9 protein-coding genes and 10 pseudogenes are annotated in these 17,583 nt (G+C 25.6%); 7 read left to right on the top strand and 12 right to left on the bottom strand.

Annotation, left to right across the window (positions count from 1 at the left end; genetic code table 11):
* Nucleotides 1-322: 322 nt before the first annotated feature.
* Nucleotides 323-1,352: pseudogene (locus JJC02_07910) on the bottom strand (CPBP family intramembrane metalloprotease).
* Between JJC02_07910 and JJC02_07905 the strand changes: the two are divergent.
* From JJC02_07905 to JJC02_07895, 3 genes and pseudogenes are all read left to right on the top strand, one after another.
* A pseudogene (locus tag JJC02_07905) lies at nt 1,350-2,174 on the top strand (IS256 family transposase). The pseudogenes JJC02_07910 and JJC02_07905 overlap by 3 nt on opposite strands.
* Nucleotides 2,158-2,826 (top strand): annotated as a pseudogene (locus JJC02_07900) (hypothetical protein). The pseudogenes JJC02_07905 and JJC02_07900 overlap by 17 nt, the downstream one beginning before the upstream one ends.
* Before the next feature lie 1,741 nt (nt 2,827-4,567).
* Nucleotides 4,568-5,683 carry an Rpn family recombination-promoting nuclease/putative transposase gene (locus JJC02_07895; GenBank protein ID UDN56066.1) on the top strand — a complete coding sequence of 372 codons (1,116 nt, stop codon included), beginning with the start codon at nt 4,568-4,570 and terminating at the stop codon, nt 5,681-5,683.
* Between the two features lie 224 nt (nt 5,684-5,907).
* Here the strand turns inward: JJC02_07895 and JJC02_07890 are convergent.
* The 5 genes and pseudogenes from JJC02_07890 to JJC02_07870 form a co-directional block, all read right to left on the bottom strand.
* A pseudogene (locus JJC02_07890) lies at nt 5,908-6,155 on the bottom strand (hypothetical protein).
* A gap of 322 nt (nt 6,156-6,477) precedes the next feature.
* Entirely contained in the window at nt 6,478-7,299 is an 822-nt protein-coding gene (locus JJC02_07885) for an IS3 family transposase (protein UDN56402.1), read from the bottom strand.
* Between the two features lie 70 nt (nt 7,300-7,369).
* Nucleotides 7,370-7,714, bottom strand: a pseudogene (locus tag JJC02_07880) (helix-turn-helix domain-containing protein).
* A 151-nt stretch (nt 7,715-7,865) separates the two neighbouring features.
* Nucleotides 7,866-8,096: pseudogene (locus tag JJC02_07875) on the bottom strand (hypothetical protein).
* A pseudogene (locus JJC02_07870) lies at nt 8,092-8,269 on the bottom strand (ABC transporter ATP-binding protein). The pseudogenes JJC02_07875 and JJC02_07870 overlap by 5 nt, the downstream one beginning before the upstream one ends.
* A gap of 251 nt (nt 8,270-8,520) precedes the next feature.
* On the opposite strand from JJC02_07870, the gene JJC02_07865 reads away from it, so the two are divergent.
* The gene (locus JJC02_07865; protein ID UDN56065.1) at nt 8,521-9,438 is read left to right on the top strand and encodes a hypothetical protein; all 918 of its coding nucleotides are present in this window, start codon (nt 8,521-8,523) and stop codon (nt 9,436-9,438) included.
* A 141-nt stretch (nt 9,439-9,579) separates the two neighbouring features.
* Here the strand turns inward: JJC02_07865 and JJC02_07860 are convergent, their stop codons facing one another.
* The 6 genes and pseudogenes from JJC02_07860 to JJC02_07835 form a co-directional block, all read right to left on the bottom strand.
* Nucleotides 9,580-10,761 carry an amidohydrolase family protein gene (locus JJC02_07860; protein ID UDN56064.1) on the bottom strand — a complete coding sequence of 394 codons (1,182 nt, stop codon included), beginning with the start codon at nt 10,759-10,761 and terminating at the stop codon, nt 9,580-9,582.
* Between the two features lie 360 nt (nt 10,762-11,121).
* A complete protein-coding gene (locus JJC02_07855) occupies nt 11,122-12,390 on the bottom strand; it encodes a hypothetical protein (GenBank protein ID UDN56063.1) in 1,269 nt (422 codons plus the stop codon).
* A gap of 10 nt (nt 12,391-12,400) precedes the next feature.
* Nucleotides 12,401-13,214, bottom strand: a pseudogene (locus tag JJC02_07850) (hypothetical protein).
* A gap of 8 nt (nt 13,215-13,222) precedes the next feature.
* A pseudogene (locus tag JJC02_07845) lies at nt 13,223-13,813 on the bottom strand (hypothetical protein).
* Nucleotides 13,814-13,865: 52 nt separating this feature from the next.
* Nucleotides 13,866-14,582, bottom strand: a pseudogene (locus JJC02_07840) (ABC transporter ATP-binding protein).
* A gap of 72 nt (nt 14,583-14,654) precedes the next feature.
* Nucleotides 14,655-15,011: a GntR family transcriptional regulator gene (locus JJC02_07835; protein UDN56062.1), complete on the bottom strand. Its 357-nt coding sequence runs from the start codon at nt 15,009-15,011 to the stop codon at nt 14,655-14,657.
* A gap of 348 nt (nt 15,012-15,359) precedes the next feature.
* Here JJC02_07835 and JJC02_07830 point away from each other — a divergent pair, with 348 nt between their 5' ends.
* From JJC02_07830 to JJC02_07820, 3 genes are read left to right on the top strand one after another with little or no spacing between them, the layout of a single operon-like run.
* The gene (locus JJC02_07830) at nt 15,360-15,818 is read left to right on the top strand and encodes a GyrI-like domain-containing protein (GenBank protein ID UDN56061.1); all 459 of its coding nucleotides are present in this window, start codon (nt 15,360-15,362) and stop codon (nt 15,816-15,818) included.
* Nucleotides 15,819-15,821: 3 nt separating this feature from the next.
* Nucleotides 15,822-16,784 carry an ABC transporter ATP-binding protein gene (locus JJC02_07825; GenBank protein ID UDN56060.1) on the top strand — a complete coding sequence of 321 codons (963 nt, stop codon included), beginning with the start codon at nt 15,822-15,824 and terminating at the stop codon, nt 16,782-16,784.
* Complete coding sequence (locus JJC02_07820; GenBank protein ID UDN56059.1) at nt 16,778-17,527, top strand: ABC transporter permease; 750 nt, start codon at nt 16,778-16,780, stop codon at nt 17,525-17,527. Before JJC02_07825 ends, JJC02_07820 begins: the two co-directional genes overlap by 7 nt.
* Nucleotides 17,528-17,583: the final 56 nt, after the last annotated feature.

Raw genomic sequence — 17,583 nt, 5'->3', positions numbered from 1 at the left:
TACAATATATTCATACTTTATTTTTCACTTTTTTCTTGTTATAATGGTTTCGACAAACCAGTTATTAATTTTTATAAATAACTTAAATAGTGCCAAAGTTAATTTTTTTAATATCTCTCATTCTACTTGATTATTTAAATATAAATTTCTAAAATAAAAACTGTTTATTGTTTCATTTATATGATGGAAATATTGTATAAATGAAACAATAAACAATTCATATAATTAAAATATATAAAATAGCACTAAAATATTTTTATATACAAAATATATTTATATACTTTAGTGATTATTAATATTTTAATATATAGTAAATTTATACTTAGTTTCTTAAAGACTTTCTATCTAGAACTCTTGCCCCTAACATAACTAATATAATACTTATTATTAAGAACTAAAACAAATTTAAGTTCATTTAAGTTCGAAAAATCAACTTAAATAATTTTATACAAGTTGGTTATATTTCCAGTTGTATAATGATTTAATATAACTGCTACACCATTGTTTAAAAAATACAATAACATTGACACAAATATTGAACCATATTTATATACATTGTATGCAAATATAATACCTAATATTGATGTTGGAATTATTCTAATAAAATTCGTATACATAATCCCAAATAGTACACTACTACATATTATAGCCAACTTAACAGACTTATTTTTATCCTTTGATTTACTAAATAAAGAAAATATAAATCTCCTAAAGAACATTTCTTCACATATAGCTGGTAATAAAGCTATTACGAGTAAATTCAGTAGAACACTATCTTTCATAAAAAGAGACTCATTTAAACTTTCAGCAACTTCCATACTTTGAGGAAATAAGAATAAAATTAGCTGTGTTATAATTATAATAAGTATATATCCACCAATCCAAAGAACAATGCTCTCTAATATATGCTTCAATTTAGTAACTTTCAAACTAAATACTTCTTTAAAATCAGCTTTAATATAATATGCAAACACTAATGGCAAAGAAATTATCATAAATTGTGTCATTATAATACCTGCCATACCAAATTTAATTTGCACTAAAGAACCAACATAAATCAATAGAACTAACCCTACTGCAATAAAATAACACCATCACTTACAGTTGCTATAGACCCTTTTTTTATGTTACATCTTTTCTCTAAGAAAAAAACTCTTGCTATTGCCAAAAAGTATTTCCTCAGAATTGAACACCTTAGACAGTAACATGATTGTCAATATAATAAAAGCTACATTTGACACTAAAACCAAAGCTATTAAATTTAAATTACTTTTGAAAGATAATACACTTTTTATAAGTAGAGACATGTCTACCATAGGTATTACAACTGTTACCCTATTTAATACTATATTTCAAGTCATCTTAAAAGTATTTACGGAATAGATATCTCTCATTCACTAATAGCTAAAATTACTGATAGAGTTATACCTTTAGCTCATGAAAATAGACCACTTGATATGATTTATCCAATTGTATTTATGGATGCTATACATTACAAAGTTAGAAATGAAGGTAGAATAATAAACAAAGCAACATATATAGATATCGGCATTAACTTAGAAGGTATAAAGGAGGTTTTAGGAATATGGATTGGAGAAAATGAAAGTTCAAAGTATTGGCTAAAGGTACTGATAGATGTTAGAAACAGAGGAGTCAAGGATATATTAATAGCTTCTGTAAATGGACTAGTTGGATTTTTTGATGCAATTGAAGCAGTATTTCCCGATACTGAAATACAAAGATGTGTTGTGCATCAAATTAGAAATACTTTAAATTATGTATCATATAAAAATAGAAAAGAATTTGCAAAAGATTTAAAGAAAGTATATGCTGCAATTACAGAAGAGGTAGCGTTAAGTCAGCTATTGCTCTTAGAGGAAAAATGGGGTAATCAATATGCGATAGCATTAAGAAGTTGGCGAAGCAATTGGAATGAGCTAGCAACATACTTTAAATATCCTCAATAGATAAGAACATTGATATATACTACAAATTCAATGGAAAGTTACAATAGATTATTAAGAAAAGTTACTAAATCGAAGTCTATTTTTCCTTCGTATGATTCTTTTCACAAATCATTATACTTAGCAATTATGGATATTTCTGAAAAATGGACTCAGAAAATTAGAAATTGGACTCAAATTTTAGCTCATTTAAATATTTGTTTTCGCTGATGAAAATACTAATGTGAAAGGACAAGATATAACCAAATATAATGAAGAAATGGTATCTAAAAACTTAGAATATTTAAGTATAGAACAATTAATAGATATTAGAGATAAAGCTATTGATAAAAATTTAGAAGGTCTTAAAGAATTGGGAGAAAATATAGTAAGAGAACGTAAAGATTCAATTTTGAATTTTGAATTCGGATTAGTTTCTTTTGTTAACAAAAACTATAGTAACTTAACAGAAAAAGAGAAATTAATAAGACAAATTAATATTGTTAACTATGAAAATTCTATAAATGATATAATGGATCCTTCAGGTTCATTCTTTGAATTAGCAAATCAGAGTTACCAAGTTAATGAGTTTATGTTAAAAAACGGAAAAAGTTATAAGATTTGGTCATATGAAGGTTTGGATTTTCTAATTGATCATTTAGAAGAATTGTGCAAATTTGTTGATTTTGATGTAAAAGATGTAATAGATATTATTGATCCTACAATAAAAATAGACCTTTCAGATAAACAACAGAAATCCTTGAATGATAAATTAAAGAAAATGTCTTCAAGCGATACCTTAAGTAAGGAAATTAAAAAAGAGATAAAAAACTGGGAAAATAATTTAAGTAATTTAAATATGAATAAAAATAATTCTAATTAATTTTTTTAAAACCAATCCTTTCTAACTATAAGTAATAATTATTAGCTTGTAAAAAAGTTCTTACTTAATGCTTATTATAAGAGTATAAAATATAAATAAATATAAACAAAAATGTGAATGTTTCAAAATTGATTATTCTCTAATCCAAACATAGGTCTTTAAAATAAAGTGTGCACCTTCCTTTTATATAGTGATATTTAATATTTTAATTATCACCATTTTTTAGAGGAATACACACTTTATTTTAAAGACCTCTTTTACATTTTAATAAGTAAATATCTATACATATTTATTTTAATTATCTACTTAATATTTTTATTATAATATATTAACATCTTAGATATAATAACTGCCAACCATTCAAGTTCAGGATTTATTCCTAAACTCACTAATATATAAAAGATAAGAATTCGCAGTACATAAGAGATAATAATTTGAATCACTTTAATCCAAAAAACATTTATAAATTTCATAACTTTACAAGGTATTTTATGATTGATTATTAATATTTTTTCCACTTTAAAGTTAGGGTAATAACTATATTTTGAAAATTTCAATTTGAAGTTGATACAATATTGTTTCCCCTTGTAATATTTTAAAACTTATTTAAATTTACTCTGAACCATGTCATTGATTCTAATATTTCTTTTTTTCATTAGTTCTTCCTCCAACAATTATAAGTCAGTATAAATTTGCAATATATTAATTAAAATAATCACAAAAATTTATACTGCTATATACATCAAAGAAGTATGAAAAAAACTTTTTTATTTTTTTAATGTATAATTTAATAAAAAATTAATAAAGGAGAGTTTTATGCTATTATTCAATACAACGTTTAACTGTATAGTATTTTTTATTGTTTTTTAAAAATAAAATTGCTTTTATATGTACATTAACTTTTTACATATTTTTAATTTCATTTATAAGTTTATTTATTTTAATAAATTCTAAATTTATGAAGTCACCAATATTAATATACTTTATCCCTACATTTTCCTTGATTGTGTACTTGTATCTTGGTACCTTTATCAATAAAATAACGCTTACATTCTTTAGTAGAAAATTTTCTGCATTAAAAAATATTGAATATAATTTCAATATTTTAAGATACCATTTAATTGTAATTTTTCTAATAATCTTTATTTATTTGAATATTAATGGATTTTTTTAGAAATAAGATTTAGATGATACCGTTTTTTTAGTGAGAAATATTTTTTTTACTATAATTCCATTGGCCATAATAGACATGAATTCTATATTTAATATAGATTCTATGTTAAATAGATGGGTTAATAAATTTGAGTCTACAAAATAATATACTTAAAAAAAATGATAGTTTACCAATATAAATAAATTAGTCCTGTTTTAAGAATTCATTTCTTTATTCAGCTTTTTACTTTTATTCCATCTTTTTCGTTACTTAGCCTTGTAAACTCCAATACATTCATAAATATATTCCCAATTACTCGTCTTTTTATACAATTGTTCTCTAGATTTACTTACTTTTATAAGCCAAAAATATTTATATTAAAGTATAGTAGGGCCTAATATATTAAAATATTTTTTCAAAAAAAGTAAATCTATCCCATATTATTCAAATAAAGAAAAAATAAGCTATTTTAAGTAAATAAAAAAATAAATTGCATTCATTAGTCAATTAAATAATAAGGGAGGTAATTATATATAAAAAAGAGATTAATTAAGAAAAAATTGATATAATAAAAAAAGAGGTGTTGATATGAGAGAAAAATTAGAAGAAAAATCTAAGATTATTAAAACATCAAAAGAGTATAAACGAACTATAGTTGAAGAAAAGGACAGAGAATGGACTAAAAAATTAAATGATATACTTAGTAGAGGTGATTTTTCTAATGAGAAGTTAGATAAAATCAAGGGTTTAATCCCAAAAGAAATATTGACTAGTGAAAATGTTGGTGAAGTTGTAACTGAAGATGGATATGTTAAGCCTGAGTATGATGAGGTATTTAAATCATTGTTTACTCTAAATAATGATTACGATTTACTTGTAAATTTTATAAATGATATTCTCAAAGATGCTCCACATGCTAATAGAAACATTAAACCTTTTACTCAAATAAAAAAAATAATCCGAGTTGAAACTGATCCAACGATTAATTACATTGGTGAGAAAAGACCTAGACTTGATATTTTAGCTGAAGATGAAGAAAATAATCATATAAATATTGAGATGCAAAAAGCACTTGAAGATGATTATTTAGAAAGGGCTGAATATTACCTTAGTCGTGTATATGGTAGAAAATTAGAAGAAGGTAAAGAATATAAAGAAATTGGAAAAACGATTGGAATACATATACTAAATCATGTAAAATATAATCAAATAGATGATTATATAAACTGCATGAGACTAAGCATGGATGGTCACCCAGATATTTATTCAAAAAAAACAGCATTGTACTTTGTAGAGCTTCCTAAGATTAGTAGACACAATAATATAGTAAATAGAATCCTATTATGGGGAAAACTCATTAGCAATCCTTCTAATTTAGATGTTAGGATTATAGCTAATAATGACTATGTTATTAGGAAAGCTTTAGATAGGTTAAAAGATCTAGGAAGAAATGAAGAATATTTATTAAATTTGAAAAGAGGTGCATATATTATGAATAAAAGTAGAAACTTCAAGGAAGAAATTTTTAATGAAGGTATTGAAAAAGGTATTGAAAAAGGTAAAAGAGAAGAAGCTAGAAGAAAAGATCATAAGTTAATTGTAATGTTAAAAAAGAATGGTTTTAAATTAAATGATATATTAAGCAAATTTGATGATTTTGATTTAAGTGAAGATGAAATTAAAGAGATTTATAATAACAATTAATCGAGTCTGGAAATATTTATGTGTATTCTTTAAATAAAAATTTATTTTTTAAGTGATAATTAAACATTTATTGGTAAGGCTATGGCTTTAAAAATCATAGCCTTATTTTGATATTTTGGGGCTATAGGTAAATTTGTTTTTACACAAATCTACTTACAGCCCCTTTTTAAAAAAACTTTATAAAGTCTTTTTTTCATATTATTCCTCCTAAAAAAGCATATCTTTTAAGTTTGATAGAACCAATGATCATATCTATAAGTATATGTTGCACCCTGAAAATTCCACTTATCCTCTATATATGATAAAACAATCCCATAATTAGTATTTATACCATCCATGTTAATTGTTATTATCTTTCAAAATTATCTGATTTTGTTTTTTCCATTGCATTTGCTGTAATAGCAAGTGGTAAAGATATTATCACAGTTGCCATCACTGTTGATAAAAGACGATTAATTCTTTTACTATTCATTTAAATCCCCCTAAATATAATAAATTTAAGGTTTTAAAATTAACCCTTTGCATATATAACGTATTTACTCTTGTTTTTTGGACACAAGTCTTAAAAAATTTATATTTTTAAAACTTATGAAAATATCACAAAGGATACTTGATTTAAGATGAACTATACCCACTGATGTAAAAGTAGTTATAAAGTACTAGTGTTAATCATTAGTACTTTTTTTATTATATTCATATAATTAATATCTATATTTTAAAGTTTACTATCTAAAAAAGAGCACGTCAAATAAAACCCTAGATATTTAAATTTTTTTAGAGCTACTTAAAATAAATTATGCTACCTCTGTACTTAAATATTTCCTAAATTCAAGTGGAGACATAGAATTTAATCTCTTTTGATATCTAAAATTATTGTAGTAATATATATAATCCTCTATTGCTTTGATTAATTGTTCGTATGTATCAAATTTCCTTAAATAGTACATTTCCACCTTTAAAATTCCCCAAAATCCTTCCATAGGAGCATTGTCAATACAACGACCAACTCTTGACATACTTTGTATCATACCTTGTGCTAAAAGTTTTGATTTAAACACCTTACTAGTATACTGAAAACCTCTATCACTATGAAAAATAGGTTTTGCATTTGGATATAGTTCTATTGACTTATCAAAAGTTTCGAACACTAAGTTATTGTTATTTGATTTTCCAATAACATATGAAATTATACTTCTATCGCCTAAATCTAGAATTGCACTTAAATAGGCCTTCGTCCCATTGGTTAATTTAAATTCAGTTACATCTGTTAACCATTTTTGAGAGGTTTTATCTGCACTAAATTTTCTACTTAATACATTTTCAGAAATTACTTCTGGTGTACATTTAACATAACTGAATTTCTTTTTTCTACAAACAGACCTTAAGCCTACGGCTCTCATTAGTCTGTATACTCTCTTGTGATTGACATTAAGTTTATACTCTCTGTTTAACTGAAGAGTCATCCTTAAAGAGCCAAAAACCCCTTTCTTTTCTTCATATATCTTAGTTATCAAAGCTGCTAGTTTAATGTTTTCAAGTTCTAAATTACTTTTATCTCGACCAAGCCATTTATAGTATCCAGAACGATTTACTTTAGCAATTTCACCTAATTGGATAAGCGAAGCTTTTTTTCACTGAATAAGGATTAAATAGCTTTATATTTATCTTCATTCTTGGATAGTGTAATTACCACCCTCTTTCTATATTTTTTAACTTTTTTAAGAATTCATTCTCCAGTTGTAATTTGTGTTTTTCTGCTTTTACAATTTTCAATTCCAACTTTATTTCATCTAATTGAGTTAACTCATCTTCTTTTTTTGCTTTACCTCTTCGGTCTTCTAAACCAACTATCCCATTTTCTTTATATTTAAGAGTCCATCTTCTAACTTGGCTGTATGAAACAAAGTATTTTTTTGCTATTAAATTGTAATTAAAATCATGTTCAATACAATCTTTAATAATTTCAACCCTTTCATCTAATGTTGTTTTTCTAGTCTCCATAAAGAGTCCTCCCTTCGGGGTTTCTTTTATCTCCATCTTTTAGAATATATCCAAAACTTTCAAGTCTTCTTTCTATATTGTCAATTATGTTATCAGCTTCTTTTTTCATAATATCCACCTACTTTTTGTTAGACTTATTTTTTTCTGTAGATTCTGCTTTTTCTATAAATTGACCGATTTCTTTCTCTAACACCTTTACTTTCTCATTAAGCTGTTTATTTTCTCCTTCTAAAGACTTAACTTTTGACCTTAAAATATTATTTTCAGCTATTAAATCTTTTACATTTAATGACTTACCATACTTTACTGCCTTACTAGTTTCATCTATCAAATCATATCCTATCTCTAAGAAATCATCTATTTTACACTCTTCTATAGTTAATATTCTATTTAGTTTTTTTACTTATACCATTTGGACCTAATATTCCAACAATTTCATATTCTACAACTTTAAATGAAACATTATTTACAGCAAAAAATTCTTTTTCTAGTTTTTACTTTCTTTAACTTTCTTATTGAACTTTTATTCTTATCGTCTTTTACAAACCTTATAAAAGACTTACAAAATTTATTTACCTCAATCATTTATTAAATTACTCCTTTCTCATTCATATGTTATATTTATATAAATATAGTATATGAACCTTTTTATACACATCTTTTTATTTTAAAATAGATTATTCATAAGAATTTATAAGCTTATCTGACAAATTATTATTTTTTATTCTTTTATAATGTCTTTTGTAACATTTTTTTACATGATAAATATAATATTACTATATAGATAAACTTAATTATCTATACATTTAAATCAAAATATAAAAGGAGTGTATTTAATGGAAAATAATAAATGTAGAGAGGACTTTAGATTTAACCAAGAATACGAAGAAGATTATATAAATACAAATGATAGATACTATAACAATTATCAAATAGCTGATAGATACTATAATTACCCAAATAAATATAAAGAACCTAAGATAGAACATTGTTGTTGTAAAAAAAGCATGAGAGAGGCATTAGAACTTTTAAGATGTGATTCTCTAAGACCTTTTATAAACTTTAATCAATTTGCTTTTATCTCCGATTTCTTTATAGTAGGTGCTAATTTGGTAGGTATAGATCTTTCAGCTCCACCAAAAGATAATTTATCTGGACTTGATGGTACTTTTGAAAGATTTTCTGCTTGTAACTGTGATTTAATAGATATAGCTGGTAGAGTATCTTATCCTATTCCAGTACCTTTAACTCTTGAAGGATTAATTGCTACTATAGGAACTGTACCAGGAGTAGCAGAATTAATTGCACTTATTGATGCAGCTCTTCCTCCTACTATAGACCTTGGAGCTATATTAGATGCAGTACTTGCTACTATAATCGATTTTATACTTGCTACATCTACTCCATTAGCTAATGTAGATTTAGCATCATTGTGTAATCTTAAAGCTGTTGCATTTGATATTACACCTGAAGATTATGAAGATTTCATAGCATATTTAAGTTACTACCTTGACAAAAAGCATTACAAAGAATGTAGTTGTAACTGCAATTGTGACGATTGTTGTTGTAATAAAGGTATCATAGATAACCTTTATATGTCCAATATAAATAATCAAGTTACTGTAGTAGCTGGTAGTTTAGTTCTAACTGGTGTTGAAGTTCTAGGAAAGAAAAATGATGTTCTAGTACTTGGAAATTCTAATGATTCAAGAATATACTTTGTATGTGTAGATTCTATAGATTACATTGCATAGAACGATTTTAAAAAGTCATATCTAAATGTAAAATAGTATGCATTTTTTAAAGTATAAAAAATTTAATTATTACTGATAAAAAAGAGTGTCTATAATTATTTAAAAATCCCTTCAGACACTCTTTTTTATTTTTCATATTACTTATCTAACTTTTTTACCAAGCTTAAATACTGCTAACACATCTGCAAGTACGTCTATATTCTCTATTGGATTTCCATTTACAACTATAACATCTGCTTTCTTTCCTTTTTCTAGAGTTCCATAATTTTTATCAATTCTTAAGAGTTCAGATGCTGTTTTTGTAGCAGCAACTATTATATCCATATTATCCATACCATAATCCGACATTAGTTTCATTTCATAATATGTTTTTCCATGTTCATTGTAAGAAGTTCCTGCATCAGAACCAACTGCAATTTTAATTCCTTTTTTGTATGCTTTTAAGAATGACTCCTTATGTGGAATAGCAACAATCTCACACTTTCTAAGAGTGGCCTCAGTTATTCCACTTTCTTTTCCTGCATTTAGAATAAAATATGGTGCAGCCACGGTTGGAACTAAGTAAGTTCCTCTTTCAAGCATCAAATCAATTATTTCATCATCTAAATAAACACCATGTTCTACAGAAGTTATTCCTGCAAGTACTGCATTTTTTATACCAGTTCTTCCTTGTGCATGTGTAGCAGTTGTTTTGCCTGCTTTTATAGCTTCATCTACAGCAGCCTTCATTTCTTCCAAAGTTAATTGTGGTGAACCTGGCTCAACTCCATCAGTTGTTACACCTCCAGTTGCCATTATCTTTACACAATCTACTCCATTTTTTAAAACTGTTCTGGCTGATTTTCTACATTCATCTACTCCATCACTTTCAATACCAAAATAGTATCCATGTCCTCCTGTCATACATATAACTGGACCTGAGGTAACTATACCAGGACCATCTATAGACCCTTTGTCTATAAGATTTTTAAGTTGTACATCTACATATTTTGGACAGCCTAAGCTTCTAATATATGTTACTCCTGAATCTAAATAAGCATCAAGCTGTTTTATTGTATTTACTACAAGCTCTACATCTGATACATTTTCATAATAAACCTTTGGGTTTCCAACTGGCTCCATTGTCAAGTGAACATGACAATTCATAATCCCTGGCATAACAGTTTTATCTAAGTAATCATACACATCATATCCGTTTAAATCTTCTCTTATATCTTCAATTTCAACTATGGTATCTCCATCAATAATTATACCCTTATTTTTCATAATACTATTTCCTGTTCCATCAATTAAATTCCCTGCTTTAATATATTTTTTGTTCATCTTAAATGTCTCCCCCTTTTTAAGTGCAATGTATTATTCATTTATTATTTCTAATATTCTAATAATTAATTTTACCACTATCCTCATTCTATTTCAAATTTAAGTGTATTAATATAAATTAAATTATGATATATAGCACAAAAACATTAAAAAATATTTTTGTATTGAAATTAAAAATAAGGTGGTGTCTCAAAATAAACTTTTTAGCTCATAAGTCACTCTTTTTTCTATGAAATCAAATATATTTTCATCATTTCAACAATAAAAAAAAGCTTATCTCTATTTTGAGACAGCCTTTTATTTATATTTTCTGTAATAAATACATATAAAAGTTCAAAGTTATAAAATTAATTTTATCACTTAATTTGCAACAAAAAATAACCTATCTTGTAAACTTACATCTCCATTTATTAGCTCAGCTTCATACAGATTCTTTTTAAGTTTCATATCAAATACTTGAAATTTTACTGGCTTAGTTCCGACTATATCAAAAACTCCTTTACTTCCTTTTAATTCTCCTGATATATTATCTTTTATACTTGAAATAGAATATATCTTATCATCCAGTAACTTAACTTTCCTAACTCCAGATAATAATTCATTATATTCTACTTTTAAATCAAGTATCTCATAATCTTCTAATTTAACCTGATTAGAATTAATATCATAAACAAGATTGATTATAGAATGACTCCTATCTGTAACTATAATATTCAATTTATTATTTTTTACAATATAATCTAATTTAGTTTTACTTAATAAACCAATCTCCTTTGGATTTGCATTCTTTTCTTTATTTAGATTATCCATAAATTTATTGCTTATATTAAATGTATTATCTTCTATATGATATATAATAAAATTAGAGTAATTATCATGTCCTTCAATATCTCCATTTGTACTTTTATTATTTACCATTTCTAAATATATTTTGCTCCCAATAGAGAATTTAATTTCATTGATATTTTGATTATATCCATTCTGTAAGCCTAAATTAAATCTATTTAATAATTTATAAGATTTATTTTTTATATCTATTTTTAATATGCAAATATTGTTGACTTTAGGGTCTGAAATATTAGTTTCACTAATTACCATATATAAATTACATTTATACATTTTATTAAACACAGTTTTCCAACTATTTTCTTTAAAATCAGATTTCTTTAAACTAATATCAAAATTTTCTTCTACACCACTTTTTAAACTTTTATTTGAAATCTTTATACAATTATTTAAATTATTAATCTCTTTCGCTAAATCAGACTCAGCAGAAACATATGCTTCTCCTATATTCAAATAATCTTTATACGTAAATTCATTTCCTTTATCATCAATAAAATCACTATATTTTTTGTCAATATTTAAATAGTCATTTCTAATTCTTGACTTAGGATTTGTATCACTTCTTATTCCATTTCTATTTATAATTACCTCTTCATAAGAAAATTTGCTTATATTAGGTGTATATGCTAAACTTACCCTGCCTATATCTTTTATATTCCCTTTTAAAGTTTTTACAGATAGTTTATCCTTATTAAAATAACTCAATATTAAAGTCATGATAATCATTAAAAAACACACTATTATAAAACATATTGTATATTTTCCTATATTTTTTGCTTTCATAACATCCCCCCTAAAAATCAATCTTCTGCTTCAAAAGTTTATTAGATATAAGACTACATACAAATATGTTTATACTTGAATATAGAACAATAAATATCTTACTGTGTTCATAAGGTACAATAAATTCTACAGAAATTATAAATAATAAAATTTCCAAAACTAAAAACAGAAAACTTACTAAAGTGCTTAGTTTACAAATAGATTTATTGATAAGAATTGATGTAAACACTATAGATACAAATCCTATCAATAAAAATATATACTCCACAAATAGTATTTCAAAGCTATATGGAAGTAACATTTTTAACTTATATATTGTTTCTTGTACAAAACCATAGCTTGCAATATTACCAAGCATATATCTAGGCAACAATTTACTTGTAATAAACAAAGTTATTGTAAATACTATTGTATAGCTATACACTAGAAATAATATATTTAATAATTTAGATATATAAATATTGATTCTATTTTTAAGGTAGCATTATTAGTGTATATATAGATTTACTCCTCCCATCAAAGTCTCTATACCAAATAAAAAAAGCATAGCAAATACATACAATTATACCAAATATAAACCATGATTCTGTAGAACTCATTATATTTCTAAAACTTGAAAAACCTGTGACATTTACCGTTTCTATTGTATTTCCTATTTTTGTTAACTGTTCGCTTTTAACGGCATTTTCTATTATGTAATTATAGTCATTTAAATTTTTTACTGTATTTAAAATTACAAAAGAACAGCAACAAATTATTATAAATATGTAATTTTTCATATTTCTTTTTAATTCAAATTCAAATAATCTCATTAAATCTTTCATTAACTCACCTACTTTATTTCAAATTCTAACTTACTGTTTGAACTGTTAAATTGTAATTCCCCTTCGTATACGACTTCCTTAGAGTTTTTATTTATTATATATAACATAGATTTATTGTCCCAAGATAATATAGAGTGTAACTTTGATGTATATACAATTATTTTATTTGAATCAATTTCAATATTTCTAATCTCTCTTTTTTCTCTATTATCTAAAACATATTTATCTTCATTTAAGTTTTTATCTACTATATTATAGGTAAGTAAATTTAACTCCGTAATTGTACTACCATCATAATCATTTGACATTACCATATATAATTTATTATCTTCTAATTTTGATTTTGCTAAGACCATTCTGCTATCAGTTTTTAATTCCATTATATTTTCCTTATTTTCTTCAAGATTATACTCAAGTAAATGAAATTTAGAACTACTATTATCACCTTTATTTAATACATTTACTAAAATATACATCTTATCCTCATATTTGCTAGCATAACTTACACCAATAGTTTCTATGTTTTGGTATTTTTCAGAAAAATAATTACTTAAATTTATACTTTTTATAGTCTGTATTTTTTTACTTTCTGGATTAATTATATAAAACCTATTGTTTCTTCTCAAATCTACATTTATTAGATATAGAAGTTTATTCATTCTTATATACCTCCCTCATCTTATCTAATATAGATTTACCTTCTCTTTCTCTTAATTCTTCTGCATTAAATGAAGTTATAATCTGCCCTTCATCAAGAATTATAACCTCATCCACTAAACCTTCTATCTCTACTATCTCATGAGTAGTTATAATAATAGCTTGATTTTCCTCCATATATTGTGCTATTACCCCTATAAACTCTTCCCTCTTAAATAAATCAATTCCTGTAAATGGTTCATCAAGTAGTATGTATTCTGGGTCTTGGCAAAATCCAAGTATCAATTTTACTCTTGCAATATTTCCTTTCGACAAATTATCAATTATTTCATCTTCATCTAATTTAAATATGTTCATCATTTCTTTTGATTTTTCTTTATTCCATTTTGAATAAAAAATTTCCATAAATTCAAATGTTTCTTTTATTGTTGTATTGCTAAAATGAGACTCTACATCTGGGACAAATGCTAGTTTATCATATATCTTATCATTTATTTTTTCTCCATCTATACGAATCTCTCCACTATCAATGTTTATAAGCCCTGCTATTGCTTTTAACATAGTTGATTTACCAACACCATTTATACCAAGTAATGCAGTTATTTTACCCTTTTATATATTAAAGCTTACATTCTTTAAAGCCTCTATCTTTATTATTTTAAGCCCTTGCATCCTTTTATATGTTTTGCTGACATTCTTTATTTCTATCATATTTACTATCCTCCATATACAATATGCTTGTAAAATAAACTTCCTAAACTAAGTTTTCTATTTGTTAAAACGCTAATATTCATCCTCTATTATCTTTAAAACTTCTTCTTTTGTAACATTTATTGCTTTCATATCTTCTATAAAAACAGATAATGATTCATTTATCAGCTCTAATTTCAAGTTTTTTAATATATTTTCATCAACCGTTACACTACTTTGATAATTTTTAAAAGTATTTATTATATTCATATCACCCATCTCCTTGTATGCTCTTTGAACCGTATTTAAATTTACTTTTAGATTAAGTGCCATTTCTCTTCTTGATGGTATTGTCTCTCCTGGTTTCAACTCTCCTATTACTATTTGTCTTTTTATATACTTTACTATTTGTAAATAAATGGGAGTTGTATTATCTAGTTCAAAATTCATGTTTCCTCCTATTCTAGTGTATTAATACGTTAATACACTTACTTGAAAAAAATACACATTCAGTTCAGACCTTATTTAATATTCTGTTAAGTGTATTATACTATTAATACACTTAATTTGTAAATACTTTTTTTATAAATTGCTTTATTTTAATTTGCTAAAATATCTAAAGTAAAGCTTAAATAATAACTTTACAAAATGGAGCATCAAATGAGAGGATATATATTTTATGTTATGTTAGACTTGAAAACAAGATAAGGTTATACATTTTCAACTAGTTAAAAATCTTATATGTATTAACGCTTAAAACTATAGTAAAAATATGAACACACATTAGGAGGTAAACAAATGAGTTATAAAATTGAAATCAAAAATATTGAATCAGTCACTGCAGCTACTATGCGTTATAATGGACCTATGACTGAAGCGACAAAGTATTTTCCAAATGTATTTAAATCTATAAAAGGGAAATCCAATGGTGCACCATTCTTTTGCTACTATGATGTCGACCAAAAAACTGGTATTGCAGAAATGGAATTATGTGTTCCAACTGCTGAAACTCCAAATCGTATGGGTATAACTGTAAAAGAATTTCCTAAAACAAAAGCTTTGTTTTTTACTCACATAGGTTCTTATAGTAATTTACCAAAAACCTATGAAATGATATTTAAATATATTCATGAAAATAATATAAAAATACAAACGCCTTGGAGAGAAGTATTTATTAAAGGTCCAGGTATGCTAATAAAAGGAAATCCAGATAATTATATTACAGAGATAATATTTCCACTTAAAGAGGAGGAATAATATATGTTAGCGATTGAAATAGACAATTTAGTAAAAGAATATAAAAATGGTGTTAAAGCTTTAAATGGTCTAAGTTTTAATGTAAATGCTGGAGAAATTTTTTCTTTACTTGGTCCTAATGGTGCTGGTAAATCTTCTCTTATCAATATTTTGACTACTTTTTACAAACCTACATCTGGAAATGTAACAATGTTTGGAAAAGATTTAGTCGATAATCCTTCTTGGATACGTACTCAAATTGCTTGTGTAGCACAACAAATCTCTATTGATGAACATCTATCTCTTATGGAGAATATGGTATTTCAAAGCAAGATGTATAAAGTAGAACCACAGATTGCAAAACAAAGAATAGAATCTTTAATTGATAAATTCGACTTATCTAATTACTTAAAATACCCTACTTCATCATATTCTGGCGGGGTAAAGCGTAGATTGGACATAGCTATGAATATGGTATCATCTCCTAAAATTCTATTTCTAGATGAGCCAACTGTTGGTATGGATGTAGATTCAAGAAAATCTATGTGGGATATGTTATTAAAAATTAGAGATGAGTATGGCACAACTATATTTCTAACTACTCATTATCTTGAAGAAGCTGAAGAATTGAGTGATAATATTTGTATTATGAAAAACGGAAAAGATTTAGCACAAGGAACACCATCCAGTTTACGTAGTTACATTAGACAAAACATACTACGTATAGCTTTTCATAATATCGAAGATATAAAAAAATATAAAGATGCAATTAAAAATATCGGTTTAGTCAAGTTTATGAGCGTACGAGAAAATTCAATTTTTATAAGTGTAAGTGATAGTAGAGTTGCTTTTACTTTGATAAATAAATGGCTTTTAGAACGTGATATACAGTTTGATGCAATAGAAATTGTGGAGCCAAGTCTAGAAGATGTATTTTTAGCATTGACAAGTTCTAAAAAAGACTTAAAGGAGGGATGGGAATGTTAAATATCTTATGGCGTAGTATGAAATGGCGTTTTAAAAATCCAATTTCATTTGTAGTTACTATATTACAACCTTTTCTTTGGCTTGTACTTTATAGCTCTATTGCAAACCAAAGTATGAATAATATGAATATCAGTAATTATACTGCTTTTATACTACCAGGTATCATTGTACTGGTTGTGTTTTCTTCATGTAGTAGTGGTGGTATCATCAACTTCATAATGAAAAACAGTGGAAGTTTCTATAGAGTCTTAATTGCACCTATTAGTAGGTATTCAATCGTCCTTGGTCAATTATTAGAAGCTATCTTAGTTTCTTTTCTAGAAGTAGCTATTTTGTGTATAGTAAGTATATTCTTTTCAGTAAGGATAGAATCTGGCATTGGTGGAATCATACTTATGATAGTACTGATATTTATGACAGCCTTTTTTTTATCAAGTCTAGCTTATTCTATAAGTTTATTATTGCCAAATGAAATAGTTTATGAAACAATTATGACTGCAATTGTACTCCCTATTTTCTTTTTAAGTTCAGCACTTTTCCCTATAGAAAATTTATCTGGAGGATTAAAAGTAGCAGTAATGCTCAATCCATTTACCCATGTTATTAATGCTTTACGTAGCTTAATATTCGGTGAAACTATTCTTATTGGAGATATACTACCTGTTATTCTATTATTCTTAATATTGTGCTGTGCAAGTTTTTCACTTGCTATGTGGAGATTAAAAAAGGAAATGGTAAGCTAAGTTTTAAATCCATAATGAAAAATAACAAAAAGAGGCTATCTCAAAATTAGTATAAT

The organism is Clostridioides sp. ES-S-0054-01 (assembly GCA_021561035.1).
In the GTDB taxonomy this organism is placed as follows: Bacteria; Bacillota; Clostridia; order Peptostreptococcales; family Peptostreptococcaceae; genus Clostridioides.
The sequence above is the reverse complement of the archived record's forward strand: the minus strand, read 5'-3'. Positions and strand labels throughout refer to the sequence as shown.

Excerpts from the sequence above, each read along its gene's own strand:
- JJC02_07895 (UDN56066.1), top strand. The coding sequence starts at position 4,568 with ATGAGAGAAAAATTAGAAGAAAAATCTAAGATTATTAAAACATCAAAA.
- JJC02_07865 (UDN56065.1), top strand. The coding sequence starts at position 8,521 with ATGGAAAATAATAAATGTAGAGAGGACTTTAGATTTAACCAAGAATAC.
- JJC02_07860 (UDN56064.1), bottom strand. The coding sequence starts at position 10,761 with ATGAACAAAAAATATATTAAAGCAGGGAATTTAATTGATGGAACAGGA.
- JJC02_07855 (UDN56063.1), bottom strand. The coding sequence starts at position 12,390 with ATGAAAGCAAAAAATATAGGAAAATATACAATATGTTTTATAATAGTG.
- JJC02_07835 (UDN56062.1), bottom strand. The coding sequence starts at position 15,011 with ATGAATTTTGAACTAGATAATACAACTCCCATTTATTTACAAATAGTA.
- JJC02_07830 (UDN56061.1), top strand. The coding sequence starts at position 15,360 with ATGAGTTATAAAATTGAAATCAAAAATATTGAATCAGTCACTGCAGCT.
- JJC02_07825 (UDN56060.1), top strand. The coding sequence starts at position 15,822 with ATGTTAGCGATTGAAATAGACAATTTAGTAAAAGAATATAAAAATGGT.
- JJC02_07820 (UDN56059.1), top strand. The coding sequence starts at position 16,778 with ATGTTAAATATCTTATGGCGTAGTATGAAATGGCGTTTTAAAAATCCA.